Annotated in this window: 14 protein-coding genes, 1 other RNA gene and 1 pseudogene; 5 read left to right on the top strand and 11 right to left on the bottom strand. The window is 36.9% G+C overall.

Annotation, left to right across the window (positions count from 1 at the left end; genetic code table 11):
* Positions 1–316: 316 nt before the first annotated feature.
* The 4 genes from CSE16_RS06305 to CSE16_RS06295 all read left to right on the top strand — a co-directional run bounded on the left by CSE16_RS06305 (position 317) and on the right by CSE16_RS06295 (position 3,235).
* Positions 317–772: a chemotaxis protein CheX gene (locus CSE16_RS06305; RefSeq protein WP_099423117.1), complete on the top strand. Its 456-nt coding sequence runs from the start codon at positions 317–319 to the stop codon at positions 770–772.
* A 170-nt stretch (positions 773–942) separates the two neighbouring features.
* The gene (locus CSE16_RS22020) at positions 943–1,065 is read left to right on the top strand and encodes a hypothetical protein (RefSeq protein WP_256376310.1); all 123 of its coding nucleotides are present in this window, start codon (positions 943–945) and stop codon (positions 1,063–1,065) included.
* Between the two features lie 30 nt (positions 1,066–1,095).
* Positions 1,096–1,593, top strand: a complete 498-nt coding sequence (locus CSE16_RS06300) for a cupredoxin domain-containing protein (protein WP_099423116.1) — start codon at positions 1,096–1,098, stop codon at positions 1,591–1,593.
* Complete coding sequence (locus tag CSE16_RS06295) at positions 1,574–3,235, top strand: b(o/a)3-type cytochrome-c oxidase subunit 1 (RefSeq protein ID WP_099423115.1); 1,662 nt, start codon at positions 1,574–1,576, stop codon at positions 3,233–3,235. Before CSE16_RS06300 ends, CSE16_RS06295 begins: the two co-directional genes overlap by 20 nt.
* 122 nt (positions 3,236–3,357) lie before the next feature.
* Here the strand turns inward: CSE16_RS06295 and CSE16_RS06290 are convergent, their stop codons facing one another.
* The 8 genes and pseudogenes from CSE16_RS06290 to CSE16_RS06255 all read right to left on the bottom strand — a co-directional run bounded on the left by CSE16_RS06290 (position 3,358) and on the right by CSE16_RS06255 (position 13,118).
* Positions 3,358–5,259, bottom strand: coding sequence for an ATP-dependent DNA helicase (locus CSE16_RS06290; RefSeq protein ID WP_099423114.1), 1,902 nt, complete (start codon positions 5,257–5,259; stop codon positions 3,358–3,360).
* Between the two features lie 238 nt (positions 5,260–5,497).
* Positions 5,498–6,637 carry a THUMP domain-containing class I SAM-dependent RNA methyltransferase gene (locus CSE16_RS06285; RefSeq protein WP_099423113.1) on the bottom strand — a complete coding sequence of 380 codons (1,140 nt, stop codon included), beginning with the start codon at positions 6,635–6,637 and terminating at the stop codon, positions 5,498–5,500.
* 6 nt (positions 6,638–6,643) lie between these two features.
* Positions 6,644–8,401 carry a sensor domain-containing protein gene (locus tag CSE16_RS06280; RefSeq protein ID WP_253896184.1) on the bottom strand — a complete coding sequence of 586 codons (1,758 nt, stop codon included), beginning with the start codon at positions 8,399–8,401 and terminating at the stop codon, positions 6,644–6,646.
* Positions 8,402–8,474: 73 nt separating this feature from the next.
* Positions 8,475–8,856, bottom strand: an RNA gene (gene rnpB, locus CSE16_RS06275) — RNase P RNA component class B.
* A 61-nt stretch (positions 8,857–8,917) separates the two neighbouring features.
* Positions 8,918–9,211, bottom strand: a complete 294-nt coding sequence (gene gpsB / locus CSE16_RS06270; RefSeq protein ID WP_099423111.1) for a cell division regulator GpsB — start codon at positions 9,209–9,211, stop codon at positions 8,918–8,920.
* A 96-nt stretch (positions 9,212–9,307) separates the two neighbouring features.
* Positions 9,308–10,573, bottom strand: a complete 1,266-nt coding sequence (locus CSE16_RS06265; protein WP_099423110.1) for a ribonuclease H-like domain-containing protein — start codon at positions 10,571–10,573, stop codon at positions 9,308–9,310.
* A 4-nt stretch (positions 10,574–10,577) separates the two neighbouring features.
* Positions 10,578–10,912, bottom strand: a pseudogene (locus CSE16_RS21750) (Zn-binding domain-containing protein); the annotation flags it as partial.
* A 544-nt stretch (positions 10,913–11,456) separates the two neighbouring features.
* Positions 11,457–13,118 (bottom strand): methyl-accepting chemotaxis protein, encoded by a 1,662-nt coding sequence (locus tag CSE16_RS06255; protein ID WP_172954358.1) that lies wholly within the window; start codon positions 13,116–13,118, stop codon positions 11,457–11,459.
* Between the two features lie 835 nt (positions 13,119–13,953).
* On the opposite strand from CSE16_RS06255, the gene CSE16_RS06250 reads away from it, so the two are divergent.
* Entirely contained in the window at positions 13,954–14,130 is a 177-nt protein-coding gene (locus tag CSE16_RS06250) for an asparagine synthase (protein WP_099423108.1), read from the top strand.
* Positions 14,131–14,966: 836 nt separating this feature from the next.
* Here the strand turns inward: CSE16_RS06250 and CSE16_RS06240 are convergent.
* From CSE16_RS06240 to CSE16_RS06230, 3 genes are read right to left on the bottom strand one after another with little or no spacing between them, the layout of a single operon-like run.
* The gene (locus CSE16_RS06240) at positions 14,967–17,252 is read right to left on the bottom strand and encodes a DEAD/DEAH box helicase (protein ID WP_099423107.1); all 2,286 of its coding nucleotides are present in this window, start codon (positions 17,250–17,252) and stop codon (positions 14,967–14,969) included.
* Complete coding sequence (locus CSE16_RS06235) at positions 17,242–17,610, bottom strand: YppE family protein (protein WP_099423106.1); 369 nt, start codon at positions 17,608–17,610, stop codon at positions 17,242–17,244. Before CSE16_RS06235 ends, CSE16_RS06240 begins: the two co-directional genes overlap by 11 nt.
* A gap of 49 nt (positions 17,611–17,659) precedes the next feature.
* On the bottom strand, positions 17,660–17,857 hold the full coding sequence (locus CSE16_RS06230; RefSeq protein ID WP_099423105.1) for a molecular chaperone: 198 nt from the start codon (positions 17,855–17,857) through the stop codon (positions 17,660–17,662).
* Positions 17,858–17,981 lie beyond the last annotated feature (124 nt).

The raw sequence follows: 17,981 nt of genomic DNA, 5'->3' as shown, positions 1-17,981 counted from the left end.
AAATGGTGATTACATTATTTATTATATAAAAGAATGTCGCTTAGTTTTTAATTTACTGTATTTTTTAATACATAGTTTCCAATGACTACATATGCGATTACTGTGATTCCTACGAATGTAAAAAGCATGAAGCACACCACCTTTAAATAATTGATAATAATTATCACTCTCATTATAATCGGAAAACGTCTCGTTCGTCAATTCGAACTGGGCGTTTTTTACTTTCTCAATGTAAAATTATGTACCTTTCCCCTCTATACATCTACTAAAGTCGCATGATAAGATATAGAAAAAGTCGGAGAGAGGTGTGTTTATCTTGAGTACATCACAGCATATACAAACGATTTTGAATGGGACAATCCATTCATTAAAAACGATTATACCAATGAATATTGATGTAAAATCTCCTTCCATAATAACGGAACCTTACACTCAGCAAGAAATGGGTGTGTTAATTGGGCTTATTGGTGATTTAAAAGGTCGTATCATAATAGATAGTACTCCTGAAATTTTCGGCGCAGTTGGTTCCTCCATGTTCGGAATGCCTTTAGATGGTGCCATGCTTGAATCCTTCACTGGTGAACTTGGTAATATGATTGCAGGAAATTTATGCACTTATGCGGGTCAATATGAACTTGAACTCGATATTACCCCCCCTACAGTAATGGTAGGAAATACAAAATTATACGGTTTCCAACAAGCATTTAATCTACCTGCAACTATTGACGGTGCTGGGGATATTTCCATTTTGTATACAATTGATGAAAAATAATAATTTATAGAAAAGCATGTAATCAAATTGATTACATGCTTTTTTATATTTCTTCACACTTCTTTCACAAATTTAAACTTTTTAAGTGAGGAAAATCACATCGTCATAATTTTACTTTTAATACTATGAAAAGAGAAATACAACATATTTGCCAATAGGAGTGTGAGAAGATGAGTAAACAAAAAAAAGCAGACGACAATTTAAAAGGCACTCTTTATATGACTTTTTCTGTCGGGGCGGTCATTATCATTTTGTGGGTCTATTGCTTCGACCTATTTATGGGACGTATGTAAAAAAAGACAAATGAGAAAGGGGTAACTTCTATGCACTTACACAAGTATGAAAAGTGGTGGCTTGTTTTCGGATGCGCAACTTTAGTGGCATTTTTAATTATTTTAGGCGTCGGCGCATTCCATAACGGGACTCATCCAAACAACTCGAAAAAAGTTATCAACTACGAGAAAGTCGACGAAATTGCTCCATTTAATAATCCAGGCGTACATAAAGTAGAAGGGAAAGAGTGGGATTATGAAGTTGTTATTGTAGCTTCTGCTTTCTATTACGATCCACCTGAAATTATCGTTCCCTTAGGCTCAAAAGTAAAATTCATCGCAACAACAAAAGATGTTATTCACGGTTTCCAAGCAGCTAGCACCAACATTAATATGATGCTTGAGCCTGGTTATATTTCCGAATACATTGCAGAAATGAATCAAGCGGGTGAGTATTTAATCATATGTAATGAATATTGCGGTACAGGTCATACAGCTATGCACTCTATGTTAAAGGTGGTGGACGAAAATGCAACAGGCAGTCATTAAAAATGTAGCTCCAAAAGATGCGAAACTTGCAATGGCAAATATTTATGTCGCATTTATTGCATTACTCCTTGGTGGTCTTGCAGGTTTACTACAAGTATTAGTCCGCTCTGGTGAGTTTACAATTCCAGGTGGCATTAAAATTGGTTATTATCAAATTTTAACTGTTCATGGTATTTTACTAGGTTTAATTTTAACGACATTTTTCATTTTAGGTTTCCAAATTGCTGCGGTAAGTCGTACAGCAGGTCCTTTTACAGATAAACAACGTAATATTGGTTGGATTGGTTTTTGGTTGATGGTTATTGGTACCGCGATGGCTTCTACAATGGTTTTATTAAATAAAGCAACGGTACTTTACACATTTTACGCACCGATGAAAGCACATTGGATTTTCTATTTAGGGTTAACACTTGTTGTAGTCGGCTCTTGGTTATTATGTGTTCCACAATTCATGAAATATTTCCAATGGAAAAAAGAAAATAAAGGGCAAACTTCTCCCCTATTAACGTATATGGCCTTTATAAATTCACTCTTATGGGTAACTTGTTCACTTGGCGTTGCAGTTGAAGTTTTATTCCAATTATTACCTTGGTCACTTGGTTTAATTGCGCGCGTGGATGTTTTATTAACTCGTACATTATTCTGGTACTTCGGCCATGCACTTGTTTACTTCTGGTTATTACCAGCTTACATGGCATGGTATGCAATTGTTCCAAAAATTATTGGCGCGAAAATATTCTCAGATTCTTTAGCTCGGTTATCATTCATTTTATTCTTATTATTCTCATTCCCAGTAGGGATTCACCATCAGTTAACCGAACCAGGTATTGATGGTTTCTGGAAATTTATCCAAGTTACATTAACGTTCTTCGTTATCATTCCGTCATTAATGACCGCATTCTCCATGTTTGCGACGTTTGAATTACGTGGTCGTGAGCTAGGCTCTAAAGGTGTTCTTGGCTGGTTTAAAAAATTACCATGGGGAGATGCACGCTTCTTCCTTCCATTCCTAGGAATGTTAGCCTTTATTCCAGGTGGTGCAGGCGGTATCGTCAATGCATCTTATCAAATGAACCAGCTCGTTCATAATACAATCTGGATCACAGGGCATTTTCACTTAACAGTGGCAACCACTGTTGTATTAACATTCTTTGGTGTTGCATTTTTCTTAATCCCTCATTTAACAGGTCGTGTATTAACACCTGCATTAAATAAGCTAGGGATTTACGTTGGGGTATTATGGACAGTCGGAATGGGTATCATGTCAACTTCGATGCACATTGTCGGATTATTATTCGGAGCACCACGTCGTTCAGACTTTTCAACATATGGCGGTGCAGAACAAGCTGCTGCATGGATTCCATATTCGATCGCACAAGCAGTTGGCGGTACCATTTTATTCGTAGCGATTATCCTTGTTACGTATATTGTTATGCAATTAGTCTTCTTTGCTCCAAAAGGGCATGAGGAATTCCCAGTCGCTGAAGTAGCATCCGGTGCAGAAAAAACACCTGCTATTTTAGAAAACTTTAAGTTCTGGGGTGTCATTGTAGCAGCACTAATTATTTTTGCTTACACAATGCCAATTTTTGATATCATTCGTAACTCCCCACTCGGATCTACAGGATTTACACCTTGGTGATATGAAATGACCTCTCCGCTCTTACTAGGGTAGTCACACGAAAAAGCATCCGCCCTTCTCTGATTTGAGAAGGACGGATGCTTTGTTTTCGTTTGAATATTATTATTCGAACGGGCAAACGATTATTGTGGATCTACAGCTAAAATATCTAAAAAGTTCGATTTCACTTTCACTTCTTCTTCATTTAATAGAATATGAATATCTCCATGGTCATTCGATGTACGGATTAGACGTCCCATCCCTTGTTGTAAACGAAGTTGCATAAATGGTAGCTCCACTTCCTCAAATGGATTTTGGGCAAACGAGCGTTTTGCATCAAATAACGGATCATGAGGCGGGAATGGCAAATCGAAAATAATTACACGCGTTAACGCTTCTTCCGGTAAATCCAACCCTTCCCATAAATGATACGAGCATAAGGTTTGAATATCGCCATTTTGGAAATCGCGGACAATAGATGAAAGCTCACGATCACCTTCGAACGCTATTGTTAAACGCGCCATCATACTTAACTGTGATTTAAATTGATTCATTGCCTGTTTTGACTTAAATAAAATTAACGTCTTTTTCTTATCTAGCAATAACTGTTCGACTTTTGCTACCTTTTTAGATTGCTCCAGTTCGTGTAAATAAATTTTCATTACTTCATCATAATCAAATGGTGAAGGGACACTAAAGCTTTGAGATGTTGCAATACCTAGGCTTGATGCAATATAGCTGAAATCCTTTTTGACAGATAGCGTTGCGGAAGAAAATACAATTGGCATTTTTTTCGAGAACAATGTTTCCGCTAATACATCTGTAATTAATCGAGGCATAATGACTAATGTTTCTTCATCATCTGTGTCCTCTAACCAATCAACAGCATCTCCTTGTGCAACAAAGATACGAATAGCCGCTACATAATGCTCTAAAAATTCCTCTGCCATATTCAGTTCATATTCTGGAATCATATAAAGCTCTGATTCAAATACGAATTCCTCTAGCAACTGCTCTACATTCGCAATTATCTTTTTACCTAATGCAATGAGACGCTCCGATTTGTTAATACGCTTACGATCTTCCTCTGATGCCACAACATCTTCCCGTAATTGGTCAAAAAACAATTCGTGGTGATCTTGTAAATGTTCCATCGAATACAGCGTACGTTCACGAACTCCATCGACCATTAGTCGCTCTAAAATCTCAACGATTGTATACGCTTGTACTTTATAAGTTAACGCTCTCTGCGCTGCGTATTCTAGTAAATGTCCTTCATCGAGTACAATCATAGACACTTCTGGAAGTAATGGTAACTGCCCTTCACGTTCACGGGATTCTTTTGTTGCTAGATGCTCCATTAAGAAATCCTGAGAGCAGATAATTAAGTCTGTCGATTTACGATAATGCGCACGATGAAGTGTTTGTCCACAACGATTTCGCAAGTCACAAACTGCACATTGCATAATCGAATTGTAATTGACCTTCTCCCAATCTTCATCACTCACAGTCGAATAGTCAGAACGATCTCCGTATGGTTTCACTGAAATCATACTTCCTTGTGCATACACACCATCCGGAATAGAAAATGCTATATCATCAATCCATTCGTCTGTTTCATTCTTTTCTGCTTCTTCAAACCGTTTTAAACATAAATATTGGTCGCGTGATTTTGCTAATCGGACGTCGATTTCTAAGCCGAGTACATCACGTAGCTTATGAATATCACCACCATCTTTTACAAGTTGATCGATTAACGTTTCATCTGCACACGCAATTAAAGCGGGTTTTCCTGTATAACGGGCATAGGATACAGCTGGTAATAAATAGGCAATGGTTTTACCCGTCCCTACTCCCGCTTCAGCAAACAGGACATTTTTCTCTTTTAATGCTTGTTCAATTTGATATGCCATAAAAATTTGTTCATCACGGCATTCATAACCCTTTTCAGGTAATTCATCATAAAGTACATCGCCCATCCAATCGCCTAACGACTCGAAAAAGGACTTCTCCTTAGAAAGTTCAAATGGTAAAGATTTTCTCAAAATGACGTTGCCCCCTCAATATGAAGCGGAAGAAATCTCGTTATTCCTCCCGCGCAATGCCTAATCAAATTTTAATTTCATTCGTAATCCGAAAAAAATCCGTACTTTACATTATACTATAAAATGATATGAAATCATACATGGTGTATATGAAAAAACTAGAAAAAAACTACATTAGTTTATCGCTAATGTAGTCGCTTTTAAATAATTTTGATTTTTCACTGTAGCGAGTGGCATTTTAAAATTCTCGCTTTGACTTTTGACCCCAGTATTGGTATAAATCTGTGCGAATAAATCCGTTAAACAGCTTGCGTTTTTTCGTCGCTTTTTTCCCATAATGTACTTCTAAATCTTCCATCGAAGAAAGTAAATAAACAGACCATGTTGGATAGTTTTGCATGACTTGGCCAAATTTACGTAACATTTTTTCGATTTCTTCTAATTCACCAATACGCTCACCGTACGGAGGGTTTGTCACGATAACACCATCTGTATCCTTCGTTGTAAAATCCGTTGCTTGCATTTGTTTGAATGTAATAATATCGCCAAAGCCTGCCTCAAACGAATTTTCCTGTGCAATTGACACCATACGATGGTCAATATCTGTCCCAATAATCGTTAATTCTTGATCGTAATTCGCAAGTTCATCTGCCTCATCACGCGCTTTTTCCCAAATGGCTTGCTTCATCCATGGCCATGATTCCGAAATAAATTCTCGGTTATAGCCTGGGGCAATATTTTGGCCAATCATCGCGGCTTCTAGAGCAATTGTGCCCGAACCACAAAACGGATCGATAAATGGACGACTCGGCGACCATTTTGAAATTTTGACTAGCGCAGCAGCTAATGTTTCTTTTAACGGCGCTTCCCCTTGGTGTGTACGATATCCACGTTTATGAAGCCCAGCACCTGATGTATCAATCGTAAGTGTTGCGACATCTTTTAAAATAGAAATTTCAATTTTAAACGTTGCCCCTGACTCATCTAAAAACCCAAGTCGTTTATACGCAAGTTTCATGCGTTCAACAATAGCTTTTTTAGTAATTGCCTGACAATCCGGCACACTAAATAGCTTTGATTTTACTGATTTCCCTGAAACAGGAAACGCTGCATCGACAGGTAAAAATTGCTCCCATTGAATGGCTTTTACACCTTCAAATAATTGGTCGAAAGTATGTGCTGGAAATTGAGCAACTACTATTTTAACGCGGTCTGCAACACGCAGCCATAAATTTGTACGTGCAATTGCTAGTTCGTCGCCTTCAAAATAAACTTTCCCATTGTCTACACGTGTTTCATATCCTAATTCGCGCACTTCATCTGCAACGATGGCTTCTAAACCCATTGCAGCAGTTGCGACTAATTGAAATTTTGTCATAAGTTGTTATACCCTTTCTTGATGGTCGATTTCCCAAAATTGTATAAATTCAATTAATTCATCCATCGGTAATGGTTTACTATAATAATAACCTTGAATAAAATCACAACCCAGTTCTTTTAACAGAGCTGCTTGCTGCTTATTTTCAACGCCTTCTGCAACAACTTGCATATTTAATCGGTGTGCCATTTGTATAATAGCATCCACAATGGCTTGCTTATCTGCTAGTATACAAATTTGTTGTATAAAACTACGATCAATTTTTAATACATCTAATGGGAACTTCACTAAATAACTCAATGAGGAGTAGCCTGTACCGAAGTCATCCATTGATAACTTAAATCCAAGTAGCTTTAGTTTGACCAATTTGTTCACCGTTTCAGAAGCACTGTTCATTACGGTACGCTCCGTTACTTCTATTTCAAAATTGAGTGCAGAAGTATTATTTTTTTCTAAAATAGTTTGAATAGATTCTACAAAGTTTTGTTGGTGGAAATGAATACTTGATACATTAATGGCAATTGGAATTTTTGAATAACCTGCATTTAACAGCTTCATATTTCCTTGACACGCTAAGTCAAAAATAATTTCACTCAGAGGAATAATTAACCCTGTTTCTTCTGCATATTCAATAAATTCTACGGGTGATACAAAGCCTAGTTTGTCATTTGTCCATCGAACTAATGCCTCAACCCCAACAATTTTTTTTGTTTTCACACAAATTTTTGGCTGATAAGCTAACGTAAATTCACGATTTTCTATCGCCTTGCGCAATTCACTATCCAGCAATAAAACACGTTTTGAATCTGTATTTAATTCATCAAAATAAAACGAAAAACAGTTGCGACCATTATCTTTTGAATATGTCAGCGCTTTATCCGCACGATTTAATAATTCTTCTGTTTTCATACTATCTTCAGGATAAATGCTAATGCCCATACTCGTTGAAATGAAAATTTCTTGGTTGGCTGCTTTAAATGGCTGTTCAATCACACGTATGACTTGCTCTGCAAATTTTGCAGCCTCTCGTGGATGAACAATATTCGTTAACGTAACAACGAATTCATCACCACTATAGCGTGCTAAAATATCTTTATTTTTGATTAATCCTTTAATCCGTTGCGATACTTCTACGAGTAATTGATCACCTATCGTATGCCCAAGCGTATCATTTATTTGCTTAAAACGATCTAAATTCAATAAAAAAACCGCATGTTGTACCGGTTGTGTCATTTCTGCTGACGATTCAAGTAACGCATTCATACGCTCCAAATAGGAAAACCGATTACATACGTCTGTCAAAGTATCAAGTAATGTTCTCTTTTCTAATTCATCTTCAACAATTTTTCGTTCCGATAAATCCGTAAAAATCCCACAATAATTGGTAATTTCACCAAAGTCATTTTTTATAGCTGTAATCGTCAACCATTCAGGATAAACATCCCCTGTTTTTCGACGATTCCAAATTTCCCCTTGCCACATGCCGATTTTATCTATTTCTTCCCACATCTTCAAATAAAACGGTAATTGATGAATACCGGAATGTAAAATACCCGGGCTCTTGCCGGTTACTTCTTCTTTTTTATAACCTGTCACGAATTCAAATGCTGCATTCACTTTAACTATGCGTTTATTTTTGTCCGTTATCATAACGCCTTCTGCAATGTTTTCGAATATTTTAACAACCAAGTTATCAGGATATTGGGTTAATAATTGCTCTTGGACGGTTGCTAAGTTTGTAAATGTTTCGCTCAAGTTTTTCACCTTAATTCCCTATAAGAAAGGCTCTCCACAATGTAATGGAGAGCCTTTTTATGTGTTCAAAAAAGCATCAATAATCAGTAAGCCATGTTTTGTTCCTGAGTACTCAAACAGCTATCGCCTCGTACGACCAGGTAGTAATCATCTATCTACGGTATTATTACCGTCCCTCCATCCGTTCGTTTCCTTCAGGAGAGTGCCCCTACCATAATTTGGGTTTCTCACTCATGGGGTTTACCTCGTTCCACCTTATAACTTTCATTATAAGCTCCGTCACTGTGGCACTTTCAGGAAGTTTCGTCCATATCAAAATGACTTAGGAGTTCCTTCCGCCGTCAAGCTTTACACTTGCCTACCCTTATTTTTTCAGGTAGCACGAACACTACGGTCATCACAGAGCCGTGTGAGCATGGACTTTCCTCTACGACCTCGATGGGCCGCAGCGATTACTCGAGTATTGATGTATCATTAGTATACGTGAATCAATTTGAAAACACAATCGTTCCTTTAAAAGTCGAACTATTCGTATAGTTTGCTCCCAAAAACATGTTTTTCTAAATTTGAAAGTCGTTTTAATATATCGAAATTTGTACTATTTGTACTTGGTGTTGGAGCGGGTCTTTTGCTCGTGCTATTAAGTTCTTGTTGAAGGCGCGCATTTTCCTCTTCTAATGCCGCCACTTTCTTTGAAAAAGTATCGTAATCTTCACGAATTAAATCTAAAAATTGATCAACCTCTTCAACATTATAGCCCTTCATGCTTTTTTTAAATTCTTTTTCTAGAATATAGTCAGATGTAAATTTAATATCCATAATAATCGTCCTTCCGTCACACAACTTCTTTGACACTATTATAGCATAGGAAAGACTGTTCGTACCTATTATGTCACCTATCTTGCAAAAAAAATGTCAAATTGTGCGGTTGCCTGGGAAATACATCTTTATTTCTAAACGACTTAATCGTTTATCCCAATTTTGAAGTTGGCGTTGCTGTTGGCTTTGCTTTGCGTAGATAATCTTTTTTACTACTGCCATTCCAGCTTCCGTATATGCATGCGCTCGCTTGTAATCCTTTAGTTGATGCTCGTGAAGCATGGCTAACTGTTCGTACGCTTGCACCTGTTTTTTCAATGGCAATGCTGGTAAGGATGTTTGAAATGCGTTCACCGCTAGCGCATAATCTCCATTCCGTTTTAATTCAAATGCTAAATAATAATGGGCTAATCCAGCGTCTTCTTTTGAAAATTGCTCTGTCACTGCTGTTAAAATTTCTGCACCGGTTTTCTTTTGCTTTAAATCCCCAAACCATTTCCCAATGTTCGTATACGTTGTCGCAGATTCTTGCCCAACTTCATCTAAGAGTAATTTGGTCGAATGAATATATAACGTAATGAGCGATAATAAATCCCATTCATTATGCTTTAAAACTTTCATTAATGTCGTTGCATTGCCACTTTTAACGGCATCAAAATAAATGATTGGCGCTAAATGACCGGGTATATCGCCCTGACGATGAAATCCAAGCTTGTCTTGCTCCACTTGTGTAAGTTTCATCTGCTGCAATTCATCTTTCCATAAACGCTTCGTACTATGGAGTAAATCTACTTGGCGCTGCGTCTTTAATTTCGGGATATGGTGCTTATTTAATGTCCACCGCACTTCTAATTGCGGCCAATCAAAGCTTTTTCCATTGTACGTAATCATCGTACCATTTTTTTGCCAAAGCTTTGATTCAAATAGAAATGCCGCTTCATTAGACGGATCGGCTAGCACATATTGCGTCAGCACAAATTCATCTTCTTGTACCTCTAAAAAACCAAGCAAAAAAATATGGGTACCTGCCCCTTTTAAGCCAGTCGTTTCCGTATCAAAAAAGACAAGTGTTTCATCAAAGCTAAGTGCATATGGATGATCCTCTTGCTGCATCGCCCACCGTTCCATAACAGCAAACAATTCACCTAGTTCATAATTCCCGTGCATATAATTGAAGGCAAAACGCACTTCCTTTTTTAACAGGACACCAAAATCATTCTCCACAACTTCTAGACCTGCTTGCTGCCACTGTTCTAAGTAACTTGGTTGTGCAGGTTTCACAAATGCGGGATTTTCCACAGCTTGGTTGGATTTTTTACCGAGCAATTTTTTCATTTGTAAAATTTTATTTTCATAAGACATGTCATCACATCATTTCGTTTAGTAAAAGCCTTAAAACTATAAGCACCTGCTCTTTACTATATAAATAAGCTGCCCTGTGCGCTAATACATGAAGGGAAGCCCGCTTGAAGTGGGCAGGCTTCGACGTGTTGGATCTTTCATTCTAGTAATTATATTAATATATCATAGACCCGTTCACTTAATCCGATTCCACCTGGATAGCTATCATAAATATTAGGCTTTTCATTATGAATAGCTTTTACTTGTGGGTACAACCGAGACGTCTGAGCGGTCGCAATAAATATATAATGGAATAAAGCTCTCCAGTGCAAAACTCATCCACGTTGCATTTGTGTACATTGGTTTTATTGCACTTCATGTTTCCATACACAAAATAAAGGTACATCTCTATTCATCTTAATTCTAGATATTCTCCCCTTTATAATAACAATAATTTGAACAGTAAACAAAGTAAACACAAGGAGCACGGATTCCATACTTTATACGTGTATAGGCGTATTTGGGTTACATATTTAATATACGCCTATCTAATTTACAATTTTTTACTTTATACTTTATTATCGTTTAACATGTTTACAGTTTATTTTAAATACCATGTCTAATATGGTTTTTAGGAGTAAACACAACATTTCAATCTATTTACCTAAAAGGAAAAAAGCACTGCTCTAATTGAACAGTACTCTCCCTATACTACCCAAGAATGTATCTATGGGTAAAATATTAATTTACTCGCATGCCCACTTATCATTCCCAAATCAAAACTTTTCATTTCTCACTAAAGTCAGAAACCTACTACCACGACGATAAGTTTGATCTATTTGATTATTTCTCACTTACATTTCCCAAACATTCGAATCATAGCCAAGGCCAAAGTGTATGTCCGTTATAATTTAAACTTATCTACTTTATTTTTAAGAACTTTAGATATCCCTTCAACTTTATGCACATTTTCGACAATGCGGCTAATTACGGTTGATTGATTTCTTGAAGCTGTAGCCACTTCCTCCGTAACCGCTGTATTTTCTTCAATGACAGCTGAGATTGTTTCTAAAGCTTCCAAAACTTTTTGAGAATCTTTTTGAAGATCATTAAAGACATCTTCAATCTGATTCGTATCCTTTTCCGTTTGCCCTACCATGTTAACAATCACATTTAAGGCTTCGTCTCCTTGGTCAATCAATTGCTCTTGCTTTTGAACAGCCTTCAAGTTTTGTTCCATCTTAACCACTGTTTCATTCGTCTCTTTTTGGATAGATTCAATTAAATCAATTATTTTATTGGCAGCTGATTGAGATTGCTCAGCCAGTTTTCGAACTTCATCTGCCACAACGGCAAATCCTTTTCCATTTTCCCCTGCTCTTGCCGCTTCAATTGCTGCATTTAAAGCAAGTAAATTTGTTTGATTTGCTATGTCAGAAATTACATTAATAATTTCTCCTACCTCATCGGAACGCTTGGCTAAACTTTGAACCGTTTCAGTTGCAGATTCTACAGTTTTAATTAACTCATGAAGTTGAACTGTGGCTTCACGCATTGATGCCTTGCCCTTTTCTGCTGTATCTGTTGAAATTTTGGCATTTTCAACAGTTCTCTTTACTTGGGCAACTCCTTCATGTAGAAAAGTCATCATATTTGACATCATTTCTAAAATATTATTCACTTCTCCGGATTGCTTTTCTATTCCTATAGCTGTTTCTTCCATTGATTGTGTAATATTACCCGATGCTTCTTCAGTTGTTTTTACAAATTCGCTGAGCTCTTGTGTCGTATCATTCATTGTAACTGTTGTTGAATTAATATCTGCAATAATTTCTCTTAGGTCGACAACCATTTTTTCAAATGAACGTGACAATTCACTTATTTCATCCTTGCCTTCCGTTTTTACATGGAAATTTAAGTCTCCTTCAGAAATTTTCTTTGCTTGCTTCGTTAAGCTTTCTAAAGGTTTAGTGACTATTTTAGAAAAAATAAAAATAATAATTATACTAATAATCAGAAAAATACCTGTAAGTAGAACCATTTTCAACCCATTCTTTTTCTCTAAATTGAAAATATCTGTTGCATTGTAATCCACGCCTAATACACTAATAACTTCCCCGGATTTATCCTTAATTGGTATGTATATTGAAAGTAAATTCCCGAAATCGTCAGAGGATATTTCAGGTTCACTTGTTTGTCCTGTCTCAAAAGTTTGCACCATCTTGTCATACTCTGCACCGTTTACTTCAATATCACCTAAAGCAACCGCATCCCCTGTAATAACATAAAAATATTCATAACCACTGTCTGTTTTCTCTCTGCTCATTGTATAAAGATAATTCAAACCATTTGCTACGCTTATTTCCTCAAAATTGTCTTGTAATTGTTTAAAATAATCGTTTTCTTTTTTGTCTTGTAAAATAACACTATATTTTTCTACATCCACTTGACTAAGTGTATATTCTCCTATTTTAGTCGCTTGCTTACTTATGGATTGAATGACTAATTTAGAAGAGGACTGAATAACAAGAAAACCAATAGCCCCCCCCATTAGTAAAATTAACACAGAAAACACCGCTACCATTTTTGTTTTTAAGCTATTCATATCCTTACCACTTTCCTTATTATTTCATTTTATTTGGTTCATCACCAAAAGTAGCGGTTGCATATTGGTAATCATGTTAGCCGCATTAGAAGCACCATTACCAAGTGAAAATATAAGTAAAACAACTGTCTCTTAGAGTCTTGAGTGCTTCCTTCCCCATTCGTCAACCCCTTGTTACGATGATTGGCTATTTATTTAATTAAATAGCTTTTCAACAATAAACACTAAAGAATCAAAAAATAAAATACTCAATATCTTATGATAAACAGGTTCTAGCTTTCTAAAAACTCATGCAAACTCGCTTTTTTCTTTCTTAACTTACAGTGGGGCTATTATATCGTAACTGCTATTCTCTCGCTCCTTATCTAGATACGCTTGTCTAATGATACTAATTTATACCCGCGGTTGATTATAAGCGAATTGAGGAAAATACTCCATATTTATACAAATTTTTTTTAAATAATTTCACATTTTTTACGATTACTGTTCGTTCCAAATAAATTTTCTATTCACGACTGGGATGATGACCATACATTAACCCTTACAACAGAGGAAGAATCATTCGAAGTTCAAAAAACTAGGCATGATGCAGCATTTAAAGTAAACCTATCTAACCGCACGTTTACCCTTCTTCTTGAACCCGATGAAGACTAAGAATTCTAATATTAGAGCATCTAATTCGATGCTCTTTTTGAAGCCTGTTACTCAAAAAGTTTCGAAAGTATAGCATCATGTTTATTAGCAAATAGTATTAATGGTGTGATAACACCAAATAACTACGACGGAGGGATTTTTTATGAACAACATTCGTGAAGGTTTAATCCCAACTATTCTAGGTTCTGCTGTTACTGTGGCTGGAATTGCACTAAAGCAAAAAAGCAATTCTAATAACATGATTGCACACACTGTATTCGGATTCGGTTTAGCGCACATCGTGTTGGGTGCAATTGACCTTGTAGAACATCGTCGTTAGTAATTGGAGAGCACAAATTGTGCTCTCCAATTTTTTCTGATTACTGAACATTTTTGACAAAGTATTTAGCAATCAATTAGCCTTAATAGTACCTCAATACGAAAATCTCTATAGACAAAATCATTTTTCTTAACCATTCTTACTTGGAGGTCAGATTATAGAAGATATAGTTTTTATTTCCTTTAACCGAAACAATTGTTGCGCATTCTTTAATGATCCAACAACAGAACCTGGTTCAACAATTATCGTTGACTGTCAATTTATTCAAGCTATCCGAATAGAAGAAGATTAATATATATGGCTCTTCTTTTAAGTGACTATCACACCAAATTAAATAATAGGATAATGCTATTTTAGCCTTACAAAATTCTTCTTTCCTCAAAACAGGCTTCTGTTTTAATCCCAGTGCATACAACGGTAAACAAAAATTTCCGAAGCCTTAACACAAAATCAGTAGAATCAATTTCAAAATCTCCATCTCTTTACTACGCATTTTCTTTCAATTGCTTAGCACTTCAATCTTCACTTCTGATCAGTGTTAGATCATAGAATTTCCTTGCAACTAGTTCTACAAGTTTTGAAAAGTTATTCTTCGACATTAATTAGATGCCAGGAATGGTTTGGACCATTTAAGCATCTACTTCCAAATAAATTAAGACCAGAAATCAAAACTGAATATATAAACTCTATTTTAATGCTCTGAAGGATTCTCCTGACGCTTCGGGAAGAAAACTTGAGGAAAAAGACCGGGGTAAACCGAAAAATGATTTACAAGCTAATAAAAGAAGAAAAATTAAGAGGTTGAATGCATCAATAGCGTCCAACCTCTTTTACATTTAATTATTTAATTCACTCGCTAAGTTATGCAATAGTTTAACCGCATCCTTTTTTGGACTGTCTGTTAAACTGTTTTGTGGACCAACACATGCAGGACAACCACTTGAACAAGGACATAATTGAACATGTTTTAGCGTCCTTTCCACAAGGCTTAAAATAATATCATAAACCTTTTCACTTAACCCGATACCACCCGGATAGCTGTCATAAATAAATAGCGTTGGCTTCTCATTGTGCGTAGCTTTAACCTGTGGAACTACTGTAACATCCGAACGATCACAATGAATGAATAATGGGATAAAGCTTCCAAGTGCTTGTGCAACACCTTCTAGCGCTTCAGCCAACCTTTCATCATTCCAACCTTCGATTACTTCAAAGCTTAACCATGTAGCATTTGTGTGCATTTCCATCGGTGGTAAGTTAATTGGGCCCGATCCAATATTCTCGTTTTTTTCATGTAGCTTTATTTTCTTAAAAATCGTAGGGATAGCTAAAATGCTTACGTCCCCATAGCTCACGGAAGCACTTTCATAATGCGCGATTTTGTCCTCGCTCAACACCTTTAGTTCCACTGCTAAGTTGGCGTCGGTAAAATAATCCACATCCACCTCACGGACAAAAGCTTTTTTCTCTTCCCAATCTAATTTTTCCACTTGGAATTGAATTCCTTGATGTAAATAAATCGCTTCTTCATGGAGCAGCGTCATCGCACTATATGTGTCCATTTCACCAATTACTTTCGTGTTTGCGGGAGTTGAAATATCAATAATGACAACATTTTCCTGAGCTGCTGAACGCAACGAAATGTCATGGGCAGGAAAACGGTCACTCATCCAATGCCACTGGGTGCTCGTTTTGACAAGCACACCTTCCGACTCTAAAAATTGTAATAACTCTTGGATTTCAAATTCCCCATAGCTATCTGTCTTCGAAAACGGGAGTTCGAATGCGGCACACTTTAAATGGTCCATTAAAATAAGCATGTTCTCTGGGTTAATGCGCACTTCTTCAGGGGAGCTTCCTAATAAATAGCTCGGGTGCTGAATAATATATTGATCCAGCGCGGTCGATTGGGCAACATAAATAATTAACGCCTCATCTTGACGTCTCCCTGCTCGACCTGCTTGCTGCCAGGCGCTTGCAATATTTCCCGGGTAACCTGTCATTATACAAGCTTGTAATTGACCAATATCAACACCTAATTCTAAGGCGTTTGTACTGATTACCATTTGGATAGCGCCTTCACGCAAGCCTTTCTCAATCAGCCTTCGCTCACTTGGTAAATAACCACCACGATACCCTTGAATCGACTCATCTGCTATTTTTTTAGCGGTCAACGATTTTAAATACGAAACGAGCATTTCTACTCGTACACGTGATTTGGCAAAAATAATCGTCTGTATGCCTGCTTCAAATAAGCGTTTTGATATATCCCGCACTTCTAACACAGCGCTCCGCCTTACACCAAATGTAGGGTGGATTATAGGTGGATTATAAAAAACAAACGTTTTCTTGCCGACTGGTGCACCCGACTTTGAAATAAGCTCGTGTTTCGTATTCGTTAAAGATTGTGCCAATTCTTTCGGATTGCTGATGGTCGCACTTGTACAAATAATCGTCGGATTGCTTCCATAAAATGCGCAAATTCTTTGTAATCTTCTTAAGACATGTGCAACATGCGAACCAAAAACACCTTTATATGTATGCAGTTCATCAATGACGATGTATTTTAAATTCTCAAAAAGCGAGACCCATTTTGTATGGTGGGGTAAAATTCCTGAATGCAACATATCGGGATTCGTCATGACTATGTGACCAGCCTTACGAATCTTTTGACGAATGCCTGGCGAGGTATCCCCATCATACGTATAACTTAAAATTTCCTCATCCATTTGTTCGATTAATTCATGTAAATCGGACTTCTGATCCTGCGCTAATGCCTTTGTCGGAAATAAATAAATGGCCCGACTTGATTTATCTTCTAAAATTTTCTGCAAAACCGGCAAATGATAGCAATATGATTTGCCGGAGGCGGTCGGTGTTATCGCTGTAAAGCTCTTTCCTTGCTGCGCCAAATCAAACGCTTCTCGCTGATGCGTATACAGTTGCGCAATCCCTCTTGCATTTAATGCTTTTTTGATTGACGCATGCATTTGTTGTGGGAATGGAGCGTAGTCAGCCTTTTTTTCATCGAGCGTATGCCAGCCTACGATGTTTTGCTTTAGTTCTTCATCGTATTGCCACTCTTGCAAAAGCTCGGTAATGGAACGTTTTTTACTCAACATCCGCATCACCCTCTTCTAATTTTTTGACCAAAATCGACAACGTATATTGCACAGACTGAATCGATTGAATAAAACGCTTTTTACTCGTTCCTTTATAAAAAGACTGCACAACAAATTGCTCCATTGCATCTGCTGCATGGTCAATTTGTTGTGTATATAAATTTTTTGGTTGTTGTTGCTTAATCCACGAATGCGAAAGTTGCTGCCAATTTTTAATTGCTGCATGTATCGCATCCGCGTGTGGCTTTACTTCGTTATAAAAATCAGGTTCCTTATTTAAGCGACGCATCTCATAGAATCGGTCGAGCGCGTCCTGACATTCTTTTTGTAATTGTTGTGTAATTGTTCGTAATTGCATTCGTAGCACCTCGAGTAGTTTGCTTAGTTACATTATAGTTTATCAAATTCTACTCCATTGTACTACTCATATGCGAACAAGTATTCTTTACTTGCATTTGCTTTTCTGCTAAGCTTACTTTTTGGTAACCTGCGATCAATTGGGAATAGAATTCGTTCGTAACGCGCGCCTCTTCTAATTGTACTTGGATTGTTAACAGTTGCTTTGCGAAATCAATACTTTGAATAATGGATGCAATTCTTGACATGGGCAAACGCCTCCTTTGTTTGTAAATTTCGTGATAAATTCGGCAAGTCCTTGTCACTCGCAAAACTAGTCAAAGGTCGCTAAAAGTTCTTAAAATATGTCGATTTTCTGAACCCAATAAACAT

It is taken from the genome of Solibacillus sp. R5-41 (assembly GCF_002736105.1).
Taxonomy (GTDB): Bacteria; Bacillota; Bacilli; order Bacillales_A; family Planococcaceae; genus Solibacillus.
This window is presented reverse-complemented; position numbering and strand designations above follow the sequence as displayed.